Source organism: Streptomyces sp. NPDC052107 (assembly GCF_040680215.1).
GTDB lineage: Bacteria > Actinomycetota > Actinomycetes > Streptomycetales > Streptomycetaceae > Streptomyces.
Genome location: NZ_JBFAWG010000030.1, coordinates 39,845 through 56,102 on the forward strand (window position 1 = coordinate 39,845; position 16,258 = coordinate 56,102).

Here is a 16,258-nt window from a genome sequence, read left to right on the forward strand (position 1 = left end):
ACGACCTAAAATGATCAACGTGTCCGAGCAGCACGCCCCCAGGTCCCTCATCGTCACGCTCTACGGCGCGTACGGCCGCTTCATGCCCGGCCCGGTGCCCGTCGCCGAGCTGATCCGGCTCCTGGCCGCGGTCGGCGTGGACGCGCCCTCCGTCCGTTCCTCGGTGTCCCGGCTCAAACGGCGCGGCCTGCTGCTGCCGGCCCGCACCGAGCAGGGCGCGGCCGGCTATGAACTCTCGCCGGAGGCACGGCAGTTGCTGGAGGACGGCGACCGGCGCATCTACGCGACCACGCCCGTGGCGGACGCGGGCTGGGTGCTCGCGGTGTTCTCCGTGCCCGAGTCGGAGCGGCAGAAGCGGCATGTGCTGCGCTCCCGGCTGGCCGGCCTGGGCTTCGGCACGGCGGCCCCCGGGGTGTGGATCGCCCCGGCGAGGCTGTACGAGGAGACCCGGCACACCCTGCGCCGGCTGCACCTGGATCCGTACGTGGACCTCTTCCGCGGCGAGCACCTGGGCTTCGCCCCGACGGCCGAGTCGGTCGCCCGCTGGTGGGATCTGGCCGCGATCGCCAAGGAGCACGAGCGGTTCCTGGACGCGCACGCCCCGGTGCTGCGCGCCTGGGAGCGCCGCACGAGCACCCCGCCCGAGGAGGCCTACCGGGACTACCTCCTCGCCCTCGACTCCTGGCGCCATCTGCCGTACACCGACCCGGGGCTGCCCGCCCGGCTGCTGCCCGCCGGCTGGCCGGGCGTGCGCTCGGCGGAGGTGTTCCAGGGGCTGCACCGGCGACTGCGGGACGCGGGGGCGGAGTTCGCGGGGGTGTGAGGCGTCAGGCGCAGAACCGGCAGTACAACTGCGCCCCGGCCGCCCTGGCCCGGCGCGCCAGGCCGGCGAACATGCGCACGCATTCCGCCGCTTCCTCGTAGTCCCAGCGCATCTCCTCGATGTCGCACCACTGGAGCGAGAGCATCGGCACGGCGTCCTCCACGACCCCGGCGAGCGTGTCCCGCCAGCTCTCGGGTGTGCGCTCGAGGATCACCCCGCTGTCCCAGGCGGTGCCGGCCGAGGGACACGTGTCGTGGGGGTAGGGCACCTCGTCCGGGTCGGGCCGTACCAGCCGCGGTCCGGTCCGGCTGTCGAACGGCCTGCCCTCGGCGAATGCGACCAACTGGCCCAGCACGACGTGCGCATCGATCCGCTTCACGTCGAACCCGTCCACGCCCGTCTCCTCGCGTGGCCGCTCGCCGAGCCAGTCCCCGCCCGGCCCGATCGCCCACTCCACCGCCACGTCCCGGTCGGCCGCCCAGAAGTACTCGAAGATCACGCTCACGGGTCGAGTACAGCAGTCGGCACCGACAACTCACCCGCCGAGGGACAGCCGCGGCTTCGGGGCGTCCGTTCGACCGGTCTGCGGGCGCCGGCTGCCTGCCCGATAGGGCGCCGGCCAGACGACACCGGGCCCCTCGTACCCCTGCTCGGCCGCCGCGTGCAGGGTCCAGTGCGGGTCGTACAGATGCGGGCGTCCCAGCGCGCACAGGTCCGTACGCCCGGCGAGGATCAGGGAGTTGACGTCGTCCCAGGATGAGATCGCGCCGACCGCGATCACCGGGACACCCGCCTCGTGCCGGATCCGGTCGGCGAACGGCGTCTGGTACGACCGCCCGAACTCCGGCCGCTCCTCGGCCACCACCTGCCCGGTGGAGACGTCGATCGCGTCGGCCCCGTGCGCGGCGAAGGCGCGGGCGATCTCCACCGCGTCCTCGGCGGTCGTGCCGCCCCCGGCCCAGTCCGTGGCCGAGATGCGCACCGTCATGGGCCGCTCCGCCGGCCACACCGCGCGTACGGCGTCGAAGACCTCCAGCGGGAATCTGAGCCGTCGCTCCGGCGAGCCTCCGTAGGTGTCGGTGCGCCGGTTGGTGAGCGGGGAGAGGAAGCCGGAGAGCAGATAGCCGTGCGCGCAGTGCAGTTCGAGCAGGTCGAAGCCGGCCCGTGCGGCCCGCCAGGCCGCGGCGGTGAACTGCTCACGGACGTCGGTGAGTTGAGCGCGGGAGAGCTGCCGCGGGGTCTGGCTGCCCGGCTTGTACGGCAGCGGGGAGGCGGCGACGAGGGGCCAGTTGCCGTGGGGCAGCGGCTCGTCCATGCCCTCCCACATCAGCTTCGTGGAGCCCTTGCGGCCGGAGTGCCCGAGCTGCACGCCGATCGCGGTGCCGGGCGCCCGGGTGTGCACGAAGTCGGTGACCCGCCGCCACGCCTCGGCCTGCCGGCCGGTGTAGAGACCGGCGCAGCCCGGCGTGATGCGGCCCTCCTCGCTCACGCACACCATCTCGGTCATGACCAGCCCGGCCCCGCCGAGCGCGCGGGCGCCGAGGTGGACGAGGTGGAAGTCGCCGGGGACGCCGTCGGTGGCGGAGTACATGTCCATCGGCGACACCACGACCCGGTTGCGCAGGGTCAGGCCGCGCAGCCGGAACGGGGTGAACATCGGGGGTGTCCCGGGCGGACAGCCGAACTCGCGCTCGACCGCCCCGGTGAAGTGGGCGTCGCGCAGCCGCAGGTTGTCGTGGGTGACGCGGCGGCTGCGGGTGAGCAGGTTGAAGGCGAACTGGCGGGGCGGCTGGCCGAGGTGGCGGGAGAGGTCCTCGAACCATTCGAGGCTGGCCCGGGCGGCGCGCTGGGTGGAGGCGACGACGGGTTTGCGCTCCTCCTCATAGGCCGCCAGCGCCGTTGCGAGTGTGGGCTGTTCGCGCAGGCACGCCGCGAGGGCGAGCGCGTCCTCCACCGCGAGTTTGGTGCCGGAGCCGATGGAGAAGTGGGCGGTGTGGGCGGCGTCGCCGAGGAGGACGACGTTGCCGTGGGACCAGCGGTCGTTGACCACCGTACGGAAGGTGGTCCAGGCCGAGTTGTTGGAGTGCAGGGGGCGACCGCGAAGTGCGTCGGTGAAGATCTTGGCGCAGCGCTCGATGGATTCCCGCGGGGTGACGTCGTCGAATCCCGCCGCCTTCCAGACCTCCTCGCGCATCTCGACGATCACGGTGGAGGCGCCGAATTGATTCGTCGGCCCGGAGGGCCTCGTTGAGGGGTGGGGGTCGGGAGACGGGTGGGCGTAGGGGTAGCCGTGCAGTTGCATCACGCCGTGTTCGGTCTCGGCGATCTCGAAGCGGAAGGCGTCGAACGCGAAGTCCGCGGCGAGCCAGATGTAGCGGCAGCGGTGTGTCGTCACCTGCGGTCCGAACACATCGGCATGGGCGGCACGGGTCGTGCTGTTGACTCCGTCGGCGGCGATCACGAGGTCGTACTCGGCGGAGAGCGGGTCCGGGTGGGGCGCCTCGGTGGAGAACCTCAGGTCCACGCCGAGGGAGCGGCAGCGTTCGTGCAGGATCGCGAGGAGACGGCGCCGGCCGAGGGCGGCGAAGCCGTGGCCCCCGGAGCGGTGGGTGACACCCCGGTGGACGATGTCGATGTCGTCCCAGCGGACGAAGTCGCGTTGCAGGGCCTCGTAGACGACGGGGTCGGCGTGTTCGATCCCGCCGAGGGTCTCGTCGGAGAGGACGACTCCGAAGCCGAAGGTTTCGTCGGGGGCGTTGCGTTCCCAGACGGTGACCTCACGGGTGGGATCGAGCCGCTTGAGGAGCGCGGCGGCGTACAGGCCACCCGGGCCGCCACCGATGATGGCCACACGCATGAAAGCTCACCTCCCCCGCCACTTCGGCGGGCGCTTCTCCGAGAAGGCCGCGTGGAACTCGGCGTAGTCCTCGCCGTTCATCAGCAACGCCTGGGTCGAGGCGTCCAGCTCGATCGAGGCCGCCAGGGGCATGTCCAGCTCGGCCGTCAGCAGCGCCTTCGTCTGGGCGTGGGCCAGGGCCGGGCCGTCGGCCAGGCGGCGGGCCAGCGCTTGAGCCGCCTCGTCGGCCCGGCCGTCCTCCGTCAGCTCGCTGATCAGGCCGATGCGCTCGGCCTCGGGGGCCCGGACCGGTTCGCCCAGCATGAGCAGGCGGGTGGCGTGGCCGAGGCCGACGACGCGGGGCAGCAGGTAGGCCGCGCCCATGTCGCCGCCGGACAGGCCGACGCGGGTGAAGAGGAAGGCGAAGCGTGCGGTCGGGTCCGCGACGCGGAAGTCGGCCGCCAGCGCCAGGACCGCTCCGGCGCCGGCCGCCACGCCGTGGACGGCGGCGATCACGGGGAACGGGCACTCGCGGATCGCCCGTACGACCTGGCCGGTCATCCGGTTGAAGTCGAGCAGCTGGGCGGTGTCCATGCCGAGGGTGGCGCCGATGATCTCGTCGACGTCGCCGCCGGAGCAGAAGCCGCGTCCCTCACCGGCCAGCACCAGGGCGCGTACGGCACGCTCCCGGGACAGCTGGGCCAGCAGGTCGCGCAGGTCGGCGTAGGCGCCGAAGGTGAGCGCGTTGAGCTTCTCGGGACGGGCGAGGGTGACGGTGGCGACCCCGTCGGCGAGCCGGACCCGCAGATGCTCCCAGTCGGAGGTGCGGGCGGCGGAGCCGGTGAAGGGACTCATGACGTGCGGCCTCCTAGGGCGGCGGTGCCGTACGTTGCGCTGTCCCATGAAGTTATCACTTGTTTGTGACTGTCGTCACGAGTGCGCGACAAGCGCCGGTCGATCGGCCGGATCCGGTCACGTGCGTCACCGGTCGGCGACAGCGCCGTAACAAGGGGCGCGGGCGGGCGAGGCGGGGCGTTCGCCTGGGTAGGCCGCTCGTACCGGGGCCGAGGGTCCCGGGCGAAGCCCGCCGACGGTCCGAAGTGGCCGGGCCCGTACCATTCCCACAGTCGAAAGCAGGACAGCCTGCTCCATGAACGGACTCGCCTTGCACGAACGCCCCACCGAACCGGCCTCCTGGCGCATCGCACTGCCGCACACCGCAGCGGCGGTACCCGTGGCCCGTGCCCTGGTGCGTACGGCCCTCGCCGAGGTGGAGCACCCGGCCGACAGCGACACCGCTGAGCTGCTCACGGCGGAGCTGGTGGCCAACGCGGTGGAGCACACCGCCGGGCGCGGCCCGATAGAGCTGGTGGTGGAGCTGTTGCCGACCGGCTGCCAGGTCGAGGTGCACGACCCGGACCCGGCGCCGCCCGGCCGGCTGACCGCGCCGGCCATCGAGGAGCCCGACGTCTGGCAGGAGGGCGGGCGCGGCCTGCTGCTGATCCGCGCCCTCAGCTCGTCCTGCGGTCACCGCCCCACCCCGTCGGGCAAGGCGGTGTGGTTCAGACTGCCTGCGGTTCCCGCTCAGCGTCGGCGCTCGGCGTGACCTCGGGGGCGGCCGTCCGCGCCAGCGTGGAGTGCCGGCGGCCGTAGCCGGCGTAGATCGCCAGGCCCACCACGAGGAACACGGCGAACTGGACCCAGGTCTGCCAGCCGGTCTCGTACATCAGGTACAGGCAGAAGGCGACGCCGAGCAGCGGGCCCACCGGGTACAGCGGCACCCGGAAACTGCGGGTGAGGCCCGGTTCGCGGCGGCGCAGCGCGATCACCACGATGTTGACGACGGCCATGATGGCGAGCGTGCCGATGGTGCACAGGTTCATCACGGCGTCGAGCGAGGCGAAGGCCGCCGGGAGCGCGAAGACCACGGCGACGATCAGGGTGCCGGCGACCGGCGTGGAGGTCTTCGGGTTGACCTTCTCGAAGACGCGCGGGATCAAACCGTCGCGGGACATCGACATCAGGATGCGGGTCTGGCCGTACATCACCGCGAGGACGACCGAGGCGATGGCGACGACCGCGCCGAAGGCGATCACTCCGCCGCCGACGGCCGAGCCGGTGACCTCGTTGACGACGTAGGAGAGGGCGGCGGGCCGGCCGGCGACCTGCCTGCCGCCGATGGCGCCGATCGCGGCGAGCGCGACCGCGCAGTACAGCAGGGTCACGATGCCCATGCAGACCATGATCGCGACCGGGATGTCCCGGCGCGGGTTCTTGGCCTCCTCGCCGGCCGTGGTGATCGCGTCGAAGCCGATGTAGGAGAAGAACGCGGCCGTGGTGCCCGCGCCGATGCCGCCGAGACCGGCCGGGGAGAACGGGGTGAGGTTGCCGTGCTTGAAGGCGCTGTAGCCGACGGCGCAGAAGGCCAGCAGGATGACGAGCTTGACCGCGGCCATGGCGGCGGTCGCCCGGGCGCTCTCGCGCACGCCGCGCACCAGCAGGACGGAGGCCATGGCGATGACGATCACGGCGGGGAGGTTGATGATCCCGCCGTCGCCCGGGCCCGCGGACAGCGCGGACGGGAGCTGGACGCCGGTGAGGCTGTGCAGCAGTTCGTTGACGTACTGGCTCCAGCCGACGGCGACGGCCGAGATGGAGATGCCGTATTCCAGCAGCAGGCACCAGCCGACCAGGAAGGCGGTGGACTCGCCGAGTCCGGCGTAGGCGAAGGAGTACGAGGAGCCGGAGACCGGGATCGCGCCGCCCAGCTCCGCGAAGGAGAAGGCGGTGAAGACGCAGGTGATCGCGGCGAGGATGAACGAGACGACGACGGCCGGGCCGGCCTGGGCGACGGAGTCGGAGAGGCCGACGAAGATGCCGGTGCCGACGATGGCGCCGACGCCGAAGCAGATGAGCTGGAAGAGGCCCATCGTGCGCTTGAGGCCGTGGCCCTCGCGGTCGGCGCCGGATTCGGCGACGAGCAGGTGCGGGGACTTGATGCGGGGAGCGGGCATTGCGGGTGGTGCTCGTTTCTGGGTGGTGCGGGCGACCGGGTGAGGTCGCGGCGGCGGCTCGGGCTGGGGTGGTGCCGGGCCGCCGGTCAGGATAAGGGCTGGTCGGGGCGGTGGACCAGGGTCAGCGGGCGAGTGTGGCGACCAGCACCGCCTTGATGGTGTGCAGGCGGTTCTCGGCCTCGTCGAAGACGACCGAGTGGGCGGACTCGAAGACCTCGTCGGTGACCTCCAGCCAGTCGAGCCCGTAGGTCTCGTGGATCTCGCGGCCGACCTTGGTGCCGAGGTCGTGGAAGGCCGGCAGACAGTGCAGGAACTTCACGTCCGGGTTGCCGGTGGCGCGCAGGACGTCCATGGTCACGGCGTACGGCTTCAGCGCGGCGATGCGCTCCGCCCACACCTCCTTCGGCTCGCCCATGGAGACCCACACGTCGGTGACGACGAAGTCCGCCCCCGACACGCCCTCGCGGACATCCTCGGTGAGGGTGATCCGGGCGCCGCTCGCCTCGGCGAGCTTGCGGGCGTGGGTGACGACGTCCTCGGCGGGCCAGTAGGCCTTCGGGGCGACGATCCGCACGTCCATGCCGAGCAGGGCGCCGGTGACCAGGTAGGAGTTGCCCATGTTGAAGCGGGCGTCGCCGAGGTAGGCGAAGGCGATCTCCGTCAGCGGCCGGGCGCTGTGCTCGGTCATGGTGAGCACGTCGGCGAGCATCTGGGTGGGGTGCCAGTCGTCGGTGAGCCCGTTGTAGACGGGCACGCCGGCGTGCGCCGCCAGCTCCTCGACCTTGGCCTGGCTGTCCCCGCGGTACTCGATGCCGTCGTACATCCGGCCCAGCACCCGCGCGGTGTCCTTCACGGACTCCTTGTGGCCGATCTGCGAGCCGGACGGGTCCAGGTAGGTCGTGTGGGCGCCCTGGTCGGCGGCGGCGACCTCGAACGCGCAGCGGGTGCGCGTCGAGGTCTTCTCGAAGATCAGCGCGATGTTCCGGCCGCGCAGGTACTGCGTCTCGGTCCCCGCCTTCTTGGCCGCCTTCAGCTCGGCCGCCAGCTCGACCAGGCCGCGGAACTCCTCCTCGGTGAAGTCCAGCTCCTTGAGGAAGTGGCGGCCGGCGAGGGCGGTCGGGACAGTCGCCATGGGGCGCTCCAGGGACAGGGGGGACATGACGCTTGGAATTCTATACGACAAGCAGCATTTATATACGGCCGCAGCGAGTCGACTCGGCCACACCGCCCACACCGGCCATATCGACTACATCAGATATATAAGACATATCGGTCATACGGGGTCCCGCTCCACGGGGCAGCTCATGCACCTCGGGCCACCCCGGCCCCGGCCCAGCTCGCTGCCCGGGATCTCGATCACTTCGATGCCCTGCTTGCGCAGATGCGTGTTGGTGGTCGAGTTGCGCTCGTAGGCGACGACGACCCCGGGCTCGACGGCGAGCACATTGCAGCCGTCGTCCCACTGCTCGCGCTCGGCGGCGTGCACGTCCTGGGTGGCGGTCAGCACCCGGATCTCGCCGAGGCCGAGGGCGGCGGCGATGGCGCGGTGCATGTGCTCCGGCGGATGGTCCGTGACCTTCAGCTCCTTCTCGGAGACCCCCGGCTCGATGGTGTACGAGCGCAGCATGCCGAGCCCCGCGTACTGGGTGAAGGTGTCGCCGTCGACCATGGTCATCACCGTGTCGAGGTGCATGAAGGCGCGCCGCTTGGGCATGTCGAGCGCGACGATGGTGCGCGCCGAGCCGGCCGCGAACAGCTTGTACGCCAGCATCTCCACGGCCTGCGGGGTGGTGCGCTCGCTCATGCCCACCAGCACGGCGCCGTTGCCGATCACCAGGACGTCGCCGCCCTCGATGGTGGAGGGATGGTCGGCCTGCCCTTGGGACCAGACATGGAACATCTCGTCACGGAACAGCGGGTGATGCCGGTAGATCGCCTCGAAGTGGACGGTCTCCCGCTGCCGCGCGGGCAGCCGCATGGCGTTGATCGCGACCCCGTCGTAGACCCAGGCGGAGGTGTCGCGGGTGAAGAGGTGATTGGGGAGGGGGCCGAGGAGGAAGTCGTCGAGGTCCATCACATGGAAGCGGACGGAGGTCGGCTCCGCGTGCGCCTGGAGGAACTCGCGCTTGGTCATGCCGCCCACGAGCGCCTCGGCCAGCTCGCGTGCGGGCAGGGACTCGAAAGCGGCGCGCAGGTGGTCGGCGGCGAGGGGACCGTACTCCTTCTCGTGGAAGACCCGGTCCAGGACGAGGGCGCGGGCCTCGGGGAGCTCCAGGGTCTCGGTGAGCAGGTCGCCGAAGAGGTGGACGGCGACCCCGCGGTCACGCAGGACGTCGGCGAATCCGTCGTGCTCGGCGCGCGCCCGGCGCACCCACAGCACGTCGTCGAAGAGCAGGGCGTCCTTGTTGCTGGGGGTGAGCCTTTTGAGCTCCAGGTCGGGCCGGTGCAGGATCACGCGGCGCAACCGCCCGGCCTCGGAGTCGACGTGGTATGCCATGCCTCCATCCTGGCCGTCCCCGCCCGTCTTCACGCCCTTGTTGACCGTTTCCGACCCCTCCTGTTTTCGTCCCCTTGACGAGAAACGACACTGTCACTTATCGTCGTTATGACGAAAAACAGGGGTTCGCGGACGAGGGGGGATCCATGGCCGACATCACCCGGCGCCTGGGCTGGCGCCATCTGCGCGGCGCACCGACCGCGCACATCCGGCACCACCGCTCGGGCACGCTGGTGCACGACGGTCCCGGGCTCGGCTTCTGGTTCCGGCCGCTGAGCGCGGCGCCGTCCGAGGTGCCGGTCGACGACCGCGAACTGGCGATGACCTTCCACGCCCGCACGTCCGACTTCCAGGACGTGTCCGTCCAGGCGACGGTCTGGGGGCAGACGGTCCGGGTCGGGGTGTGCGGACAGCGGCTGCGGCCGGTCGGTTAGATCGCCGTGCAGGGCACCGGCCAGCGCCGGATGCGCGGGGGCAGCGCCACCGCCCAGCCTCCGGCGGCCAGCACCAGCCGCTCGGCGACGAGCAGGCCCACGGCCTCCCGGTCGACCGCGCCCACCGGTGTCGGCTCCTGGAGGCGGAGGAAAGCGGCGAGGAGCTCGGGGTGGTCGAGGGTGAGCCGTACGGCCGTGCCCAGCCCCGCCCGCCGGTCGAGGACGGCCACGAAGCCGGGCCCGCGCCGGTGGTAGAGGCTGCCGTGGACGTATCCGGCCCGCCAGACCGCCAACTCGCCTCCTGCGCCCGGCAGTTCGGTCGGGGGAGGCAGATGGCTCAGCAGCCCGGTGTCGTACGACGGTCTGCCGATGGCCCGCCAGGTCACCCGCAAGCCCTGGCTCTGGCACTCGCGCAGGAAGCACACCGCCTCCGCCGTCTCCCGCCCCGCGCCGCTCAGATCCAGCGGCCCGGTCACCTCGACCCGCCGTCCGGTGAGCCGGTACGGCACGGCGGCGGACAGTGCGCTCATACGGCGCCCTCGGGCAGGCGGACCGGCTCGCCCCAGGTCGGCAGGGACACATAGGTGGTCCCGTCGCGGAACAACAGGCCGAGCTCGAAGGCCTGTTGCACCCACTTGACCAGGGCGTCGACGGCCGGCCCGTGGCCGTCGGCGGTCAGCAGCCGGTGCAGCGCCGGTACGGTACGGCCGTCCGCCAGGCGGCGCAGGGCCTCCGCGCGCCAGCCGGAGAAGCGGTGGGTGACGGGTGCCCGGCCGTGCCGCCGGTCGTGCACCAGCAGCTCCTCGCCGTCCTCCTCCAACAGCAGCCGGGAATGCGCGTGCCCGGCCCGCCACGCGGCGACGGCGGCCAGAAGCCGTCGCTCGACCGGGCCCGCGATCCCCGCGTCCTCGGTGTCGAACAGGTAGACCAAGTCCGCGAGTTCACTCTCGGGCAGCTCGTAGACGTGCTGGTACATCCGGGCCGGGCGGCGCTTGCCGAAGCCGAGGTCCGGGTCGGTGAAGTGCGGGCTGAACCGCTCCAGCTGGATGCGATGGGCGCCGCTCGGCGGCTGGAGGTGGACCAGCGCGGGGAGCTGGTCGATCACCGGTGCGTAGTCCTCGGCCGTCTCGCCGGGGAAGCCGTAGAGGAGGTTCCAGGAGCAGGTCAGCGCGTGGTCCTCGCACTCGCGCAGGGTGCGGACGTTACGGGCGCCGGTGACGCCCTTGTCCATCAGGTCCAGCACCCTGCTGCCCAGGCTCTCGATGCCGGGCTGGACGTGCACGGTGCCGGATTCCCCGAGGAGCTTCAGCTGGGCCGGGGTGAGGTTGGACTTGACCTCGTAGTGCAGCCGCAGGTCCCAGCCGCTCCCGGCCACGCGGGGCAGGAAGTCCCGGAAGTAGGCCATGTCGATGATGTTGTCGACGGTGACCACGTCGAGGATGCGGTGCCGGCGCACCAGCCGGTCGATCTCCGCCCACAGCCGCTCCCCGGGTTTGGCGCGGAAGGCCATGGCGGAGCCGTTGAGCCCGCAGAAGGTGCAGTGGTGCTTCTCGCCCCACCAGCAGCCGCGCGCTCCCTCCACCACGAGCTTCGGATGGACGTACTCCCGCACCGGGGAGGCGTCCAGCGCTGCCTGCCACTGGTCGTAGTCGGGCGAAGGGATGTCGGCGGGGACCACGGTCCGCCGGGTCGCGGGGTTGGCGCGTGACACCGGGCCGTCCCACCAGCACAGGCCCGGCACGTCGACGGGTTCGGTGCCCTCGGCCAGGTGCCGTAACAGGGCCGGGAAGGCGTACTCGGCCTCGCCGCGCACCACATGGTCGACGAAGGGGTGGTTGCGGTGCAGGGCGTGGCCCATCGGCCCGTCGCAGTTGCTGCCACCGAAGACGACCGTCAACTCGGGCCGTCTTCGCTTCAGTTCGCGGGCGAGCGCGAGGGAGGAGATGTTCTGCATGAAGGTGGTGGTGAACCCGACGACGTCGGGCTCCGCCGTCAGCACCTCGTCGGCGCAGGCGGCGACGAAGGCGGTGGCGTACGGCCGCATGGCGACAGCCGTGTCGACGAAGACGTCCCGGTCGGCGGCGTAGTCCCGCAGCCGGGCCAGGCCCCAGTCCGGATCGTCGTACAGGACGCCGGAGAAGACCCAGTCGCCGAGGCCGTGGAAGATGGCGTCGCCGCCGACGGAGACGTAGTCACCCGGCCGCAGCCGGCCCCCGGAGCGCTCCATCAGGAACTCGGCCCAGCGCAGGGAGCCGTGGAACTCCGTCACCTGGGCCTCGGGGCGGGCCTGCCGGACCAGCCGGTTCAGCAGGCCGAGTTGCAGTGACGGAAGGTCGAGCGGATGCCAGGGCATCGTGACCAGGTGGACGCGCATGCTCAGCGGGTCGGCCGCTTCTCCAGGATCGCCGGCCGACGGCCGGTGCCCCGCTCCTCCTCACGGACCACGACCTTCTTGATCTCCACGTCCACCACCCCTCCCCGCGCGACGCGCGAACACCCTTGTGTCGCACCGGGTGTCCACCATATGGACAGATGTGTGTGCGACACAAGGGCTTCTGTGACGAGCGGATGCGGCCTGGCCCGGCGTGCCGGGCTACAGGCGCGGGTCCACCGGCTCCGACTCCAGGGCCAGCACCCCGAACACCGCCTCGTGCACCCGCCACAGCGGCTCCCCGTCCGCGAGGCGGTCCAGGGCCTCCAGGCCGAGAGCGTACTCACGCAGGGCGAGGGACCGCTTGTGGTTCAGGAAGCGCTGCCGGAGCCGCGCGAGGTTGTCCGGGCGGGTGTACTCGGGGCCGTAGATGATCCGCAGGTACTCCCGGCCACGGCACTTGACGCCGGGCTGGACCAGCCGTCCGTCCGTGTTCCGGACCAGAGCGCCGAGCGGCTTGACGACCATGCCCTCGCCGCCGCGGCCGGTCATCTCCAGCCACCAGTCGACACCCGTGCGCACCGACTCCGGGTCACCGGTGTCGACGTACAGCCGCCGGGTGGTCTGCAGCAGTCCGGTGCCGTCGTGCTCCACCAGCCGGTCGATCAGGGCCAGTTGCTCGTCGTGCGGCAGCGCGGCGAGGCTGCGGCCCTGGACGGCCAGCAGCTGGAAGGGCGCCAGGCGTACGCCGTCCAGGCCGTCCGTGGTCCAGCAGTAACGGCGGTAGGTGGCGGTGAACGCGGCCGCGTCGGCGGCCCGGTCCCGCTGCCGGTCCAGCAGTGCGGTGAGGTCGACGCCCCGGGCCGAGGCGGCTTCCAGGGCCGCGAGCGCGCCCGGGAACACCGCGCCGGACGCGGCGCCGACGGCCGCGTACTGACTGCGCAGCAGCCCCGAGGCCTTCAGCGACCACGGCATCAGCTCGGCGTCCAACAGCAGCCAGTCTGTGGCCAGTTCGTCCCAGAGGCCCGCGTCCGTGATCGCCGCGCGCAGTCGGCCGAGGATCTCCTCGGTCACCCGCTCGTCGTCGAGGAACGGCCGTCCGGTACGGGTGTACAGGGAGCCGGTGGGCCCGTCCACGCCGAACCGCTTGCGCGCCGCCTCCGCGTCCCGGCACACCAGGGCCACGGCCCGCGAGCCCATGTGCTTCTCCTCGCACACGACCCGCTCGACGCCGTCCGCCGCGTACTGCGCGAAGGCCTCCACCGGGTGCTCCAGGAAGTGTCCATCAGCGGCTCCGCCGCGGGCGTCCACCTGGGACGTCGGCGTCGGTGCCATGGTCGGTGGCAGATACGGCAGCAGGCGCGGGTCGGTCGCGAAGCGGCTCATCACCTCCAGGGCCGCGGCCGCGTTCTCCTCGCGGATCGCCACCCTGCCGGCGTGCCGGGTCTCCACGGCCCGGCGGCCGTACACGTCCGCCAGGTCCAGCGGCCGGCCGTCCTGCCCGCCGGGCGCCTCGGAGCGCAGCGGGCGCGCCGGCTCGTACCAGACCCGCTCGGCCGGTACGTCGACCAGCTCGCGCTCCGGCCAGCGCAGCGCGGTCAGCTTGCCGCCGAAGACCGCGCCGGTGTCCAGGCAGATGGTGTTGTTGAGCCAGGATGCCTCCGGCACCGGGGTGTGGCCGTAGACGACCGCCGCGCGGCCCCGGTAGTCCTCCGCCCACGGGTAGCGCACCGGCAGCCCGAACTCGTCGGTCTCGCCCGTGGTGTCGCCGTACAGGGCGTGCGAGCGGACCCGGCCGGAGGTGCGGCCGTGGTACTTCTCGGGCAGGCCGGCGTGGCAGACGACCAGCTTGCCGCCGTCGAGGACGTAGTGGCTGACCAGGCCCGCCAGGAACCGCCGTACCCGCTCCTTGAACTCCTCGCTCTCGCCCTCCATCTGCGCGATGGTCTCGGCGAGCCCATGGGTGTGCTGGACCTTGCGGCCCTTGAGGTAGCGGCCGTACTTGTTCTCGTGGTTGCCGGGCACGCACAGCGCGTTGCCCGACTCGACCATCGACATCACCCGGCGCAGCACGCCCGGGGTGTCCGGGCCGCGGTCGACCAGGTCGCCGACGAAGACGGCGGTACGGCCCTGCGGGTGGACGCCGTCGGCGTAGCCCAGCTCGGCGAGCAGTGCCTCCAGTTCGGCGGAGCAGCCATGGACGTCGCCGACGATGTCGAAGGGGCCGGTGAGATGGGTCAGGTCGTTGAAGCGCTTCTCGGTGACGACGGTGGCGTGCTCCACCTCCTCGACCCCGCGCAGGACGTGCACCTTGCGGAAGCCCTCCCGCTCCAGGTGCCGGAGAGAGCGGCGCAGTTCGCGGATGTGCCGCTGGATGACCCGGCGGGGCATGTCGGCGCGGTCGGTACGGGCCGCGTTGCGCTCGGCGCACACGTCTTCCGGCATGTCCAGCACGACGGCGATGGGCAGCACGTCGTACTTCCTGGCCAGCTCGATCAGCTGACGCCGGGCGTCCTGCTGCACGCTGGTGGCGTCCACGACGGTACGGCGGCCGGCGGCCAGCCGCTTGCCGGTGATGTAGTGCAGGACGTCGAAGGCGTCGCTGCTCGCGCTCTGGTCGTTCTCGTCGTCGGAGACGAGACCGCGGCAGAAGTCCGAGGAGATCACCTCGGTGGGCTTGAAGTGCCGGCGGGCGAAGGTGGACTTGCCGGAGCCGGAGGCACCGACGAGGACGACGAGGGAGAGGTCGGTGACGGGGAGGACCCGTCCCTTGTGCTCTGTCGACTCGGTCATGCTGCCTTCGCCTCCTTCTCGGTCCTGATCACGAACAGTGCCATCTGGGTGGGCGGGCCCACCTCGGGGTCTTCGGGGCCGATGGGCCCGAACTCCACCGTGTAGCCGTGCCGTTCGGCTACCTTGTGCGCCCAGGTGCGGAACTCCTCCCGGGTCCACTCGAAGCGGTGGTCGCCGTGCCGGGCGTGTCCGGCGGGCAGGGTCTCCCAGCGGACGTTGTACTCGACGTTCGGGGTGGTCACGAGGACCGTGCGCGGGCGGGCGTGCCCGAACACGGCATACTCCAGGGCGGGCAGCCGGGGCAGGTCGAGGTGCTCGATCACCTCGCTGAGAACGGCGGCGTCGTAGCCCTTGAGCCGGTTGTCGGTGTAGGCGAGCGAGCCCTGCACCAGCTTGACGCGGGCGGCCTGCCGCTCCCCCATGCGGTCCAGCTTCAGCCGGCGGGAGGCGATGGTGAGCGCCCGCACGGACACGTCGAGGCCGACGATCTCGGTGAACCGAACGTCCTTCAGCAGCTCCCGGACCAGCTCGCCCTGTCCGCAGCCGAGGTCGAGGACGCGAGCGGCGCCGGAGTCCCGCAGGGCGGCGAGGATCGCCTCCCTGCGCTGGACGGCGAGCGGGGTGGGCCGCTCTTCCGCCTCGGTCTCGGCCTCGACCGCGTTGTCGATCTCCTCGACCTCGCTGTCGTCGGCCTCGGCGAGGCGCACCAGCTCCAGCCGCTCCATCGCCTTCCGGGTCAGCGACCAGCGGCGGGAGAGGTACCGGCTGGTGATCAGCTTCTGCTCCGGGTGGGCGGGCAGCCAGCCCTCACCGGCCCGCAGCAGCTTGTCGACCTCGTCGGAGGAGACCCAGTAGTGCTTGGCGTCGTCGAGGACCGGCAGCAGCACGTACAGATGGCGCAGCGCCTCGGCGAGGGTCAGCGTCTCCGCCTCCAGGACCAGGCGGACGTACCGCGAGTCGCCCCACTCCGGGAACTCGGTGTCGAGCGGGACGGGCTCGGCGGTCACCGTCCAGCCCAATGGCTCGAACAGCCGTCGTACGAGGCCAGGGCCACCACGGGCGGGCAGGGCCGGTACCTCGATACGCAGGGGCAGCGGGGTGGCGGCCCGCTCGGGGCGGGCGGCGCACACGCCGCGCAGGGCGCTGGAGAACACGCCGCTCAGCGCGACCGCGAGCAGCGAGGAGGCCGCGTAGGGACGGTCGTTCACGTACTGCGCGAGCGCCGCGTCGGGGGCGCCGCCGCGGCCCTTGTCCTTGCCCCGCCGGACCAGTGCGAGCGTGTCGATCTCCAGCAGCAGCGCGGCCGTGCAGCGCCGGTCGTCCGCCTCGGGGTAGAAGACGTGCGCCGTGCCGTAGGACGTGGAGAACTTCTGCGCCTTGTCGGGGTGCTTGTGCAGCAGGTACCCGAGGTCGGTGGCCGGGTGGGCGGCGTCGCCGCGCGTGGAGATCGTCAGGAACACATGACCGAGTCTTCCGCTCGGAAAACCCGT

At 71.8% G+C, this 16,258-nt stretch carries 12 protein-coding genes and 1 pseudogene; 3 read left to right on the forward strand and 10 right to left on the reverse strand.

All coding sequences use genetic code 11. From position 1 onward, the window contains the following. The first annotated feature begins 10 nt into the window (after positions 1 to 10). Entirely contained in the window at positions 11 to 823 is an 813-nt protein-coding gene (locus AB0M27_RS27410; RefSeq protein ID WP_365725079.1) for a PaaX family transcriptional regulator C-terminal domain-containing protein, read from the forward strand. A gap of 4 nt (positions 824 to 827) precedes the next feature. Here AB0M27_RS27410 and AB0M27_RS27415 read toward each other — a convergent pair whose 3' ends face one another. Genes AB0M27_RS27415 through AB0M27_RS27425 form a run of 3 tightly spaced genes read right to left on the reverse strand, consistent with a single transcriptional unit; the run spans position 828 to position 4,514 of the window. Then, positions 828 to 1,328 carry a hypothetical protein gene (locus AB0M27_RS27415; RefSeq protein ID WP_365725081.1) on the reverse strand — a complete coding sequence of 167 codons (501 nt, stop codon included), beginning with the start codon at positions 1,326 to 1,328 and terminating at the stop codon, positions 828 to 830. A 30-nt stretch (positions 1,329 to 1,358) separates the two neighbouring features. Further along, a complete protein-coding gene (locus tag AB0M27_RS27420) occupies positions 1,359 to 3,680 on the reverse strand; it encodes a bifunctional salicylyl-CoA 5-hydroxylase/oxidoreductase (RefSeq protein ID WP_365725083.1) in 2,322 nt (773 codons plus the stop codon). Between the two features lie 6 nt (positions 3,681 to 3,686). Then, the gene (locus tag AB0M27_RS27425; protein ID WP_365725084.1) at positions 3,687 to 4,514 is read right to left on the reverse strand and encodes an enoyl-CoA hydratase family protein; all 828 of its coding nucleotides are present in this window, start codon (positions 4,512 to 4,514) and stop codon (positions 3,687 to 3,689) included. 295 nt (positions 4,515 to 4,809) lie between these two features. On the opposite strand from AB0M27_RS27425, the gene AB0M27_RS27430 reads away from it, so the two are divergent. Beyond that, positions 4,810 to 5,265: an ATP-binding protein gene (locus tag AB0M27_RS27430; protein WP_365725086.1), complete on the forward strand. Its 456-nt coding sequence runs from the start codon at positions 4,810 to 4,812 to the stop codon at positions 5,263 to 5,265. Here AB0M27_RS27430 and AB0M27_RS27435 read toward each other — a convergent pair. From AB0M27_RS27435 to AB0M27_RS27445, 3 genes are all read right to left on the reverse strand, one after another. Next, a complete protein-coding gene (locus AB0M27_RS27435; protein ID WP_365725087.1) occupies positions 5,222 to 6,673 on the reverse strand; it encodes an amino acid permease in 1,452 nt (483 codons plus the stop codon). The two genes, AB0M27_RS27430 and AB0M27_RS27435, sit on opposite strands and share 44 nt — an antisense overlap. A gap of 121 nt (positions 6,674 to 6,794) precedes the next feature. After that, the gene (argF, locus tag AB0M27_RS27440) at positions 6,795 to 7,805 is read right to left on the reverse strand and encodes an ornithine carbamoyltransferase (RefSeq protein WP_365725148.1); all 1,011 of its coding nucleotides are present in this window, start codon (positions 7,803 to 7,805) and stop codon (positions 6,795 to 6,797) included. 141 nt (positions 7,806 to 7,946) lie between these two features. Next, complete coding sequence (locus AB0M27_RS27445) at positions 7,947 to 9,170, reverse strand: arginine deiminase (protein ID WP_365725089.1); 1,224 nt, start codon at positions 9,168 to 9,170, stop codon at positions 7,947 to 7,949. 146 nt (positions 9,171 to 9,316) lie between these two features. Between AB0M27_RS27445 and AB0M27_RS27450 the strand changes: the two are divergent. Next, positions 9,317 to 9,547, forward strand: a pseudogene (locus tag AB0M27_RS27450) (SPFH domain-containing protein); the annotation flags it as partial. Positions 9,548 to 9,600: 53 nt separating this feature from the next. Here the strand turns inward: AB0M27_RS27450 and AB0M27_RS27455 are convergent. The 4 genes from AB0M27_RS27455 to AB0M27_RS27470 form a co-directional block, all read right to left on the reverse strand. Continuing rightward, on the reverse strand, positions 9,601 to 10,134 hold the full coding sequence (locus AB0M27_RS27455; protein WP_365725091.1) for a DUF5825 family protein: 534 nt from the start codon (positions 10,132 to 10,134) through the stop codon (positions 9,601 to 9,603). Further along, the gene (locus tag AB0M27_RS27460) at positions 10,131 to 11,978 is read right to left on the reverse strand and encodes a RiPP maturation radical SAM C-methyltransferase (protein ID WP_365725092.1); all 1,848 of its coding nucleotides are present in this window, start codon (positions 11,976 to 11,978) and stop codon (positions 10,131 to 10,133) included. Before AB0M27_RS27460 ends, AB0M27_RS27455 begins: the two co-directional genes overlap by 4 nt. A 219-nt stretch (positions 11,979 to 12,197) precedes the next feature. Further along, positions 12,198 to 14,768: a polynucleotide kinase-phosphatase gene (locus tag AB0M27_RS27465; RefSeq protein WP_365725094.1), complete on the reverse strand. Its 2,571-nt coding sequence runs from the start codon at positions 14,766 to 14,768 to the stop codon at positions 12,198 to 12,200. Further along, on the reverse strand, positions 14,765 to 16,228 hold the full coding sequence (locus tag AB0M27_RS27470; protein WP_365725096.1) for a 3' terminal RNA ribose 2'-O-methyltransferase Hen1: 1,464 nt from the start codon (positions 16,226 to 16,228) through the stop codon (positions 14,765 to 14,767). The genes AB0M27_RS27465 and AB0M27_RS27470 overlap by 4 nt, the downstream gene beginning before the upstream one ends. Positions 16,229 to 16,258: the final 30 nt, after the last annotated feature.

What these genes read in the sequence shown, in the direction of transcription:
- AB0M27_RS27410 (WP_365725079.1), top strand. Translation starts at nt 11, where the DNA reads ATGATCAACGTGTCCGAGCAGCACGCCCCCAGGTCCCTCATCGTCACG.
- AB0M27_RS27420 (WP_365725083.1), bottom strand. Translation starts at nt 3,680, where the DNA reads ATGCGTGTGGCCATCATCGGTGGCGGCCCGGGTGGCCTGTACGCCGCC.
- AB0M27_RS27425 (WP_365725084.1), bottom strand. Translation starts at nt 4,514, where the DNA reads ATGAGTCCCTTCACCGGCTCCGCCGCCCGCACCTCCGACTGGGAGCAT.
- AB0M27_RS27430 (WP_365725086.1), top strand. Translation starts at nt 4,810, where the DNA reads ATGAACGGACTCGCCTTGCACGAACGCCCCACCGAACCGGCCTCCTGG.
- AB0M27_RS27435 (WP_365725087.1), bottom strand. Translation starts at nt 6,673, where the DNA reads ATGCCCGCTCCCCGCATCAAGTCCCCGCACCTGCTCGTCGCCGAATCC.
- argF (WP_365725148.1), bottom strand. Translation starts at nt 7,805, where the DNA reads ATGGCGACTGTCCCGACCGCCCTCGCCGGCCGCCACTTCCTCAAGGAG.
- AB0M27_RS27445 (WP_365725089.1), bottom strand. Translation starts at nt 9,170, where the DNA reads ATGGCATACCACGTCGACTCCGAGGCCGGGCGGTTGCGCCGCGTGATC.
- AB0M27_RS27455 (WP_365725091.1), bottom strand. Translation starts at nt 10,134, where the DNA reads ATGAGCGCACTGTCCGCCGCCGTGCCGTACCGGCTCACCGGACGGCGG.
- AB0M27_RS27460 (WP_365725092.1), bottom strand. Translation starts at nt 11,978, where the DNA reads ATGCGCGTCCACCTGGTCACGATGCCCTGGCATCCGCTCGACCTTCCG.
- AB0M27_RS27465 (WP_365725094.1), bottom strand. Translation starts at nt 14,768, where the DNA reads ATGACCGAGTCGACAGAGCACAAGGGACGGGTCCTCCCCGTCACCGAC.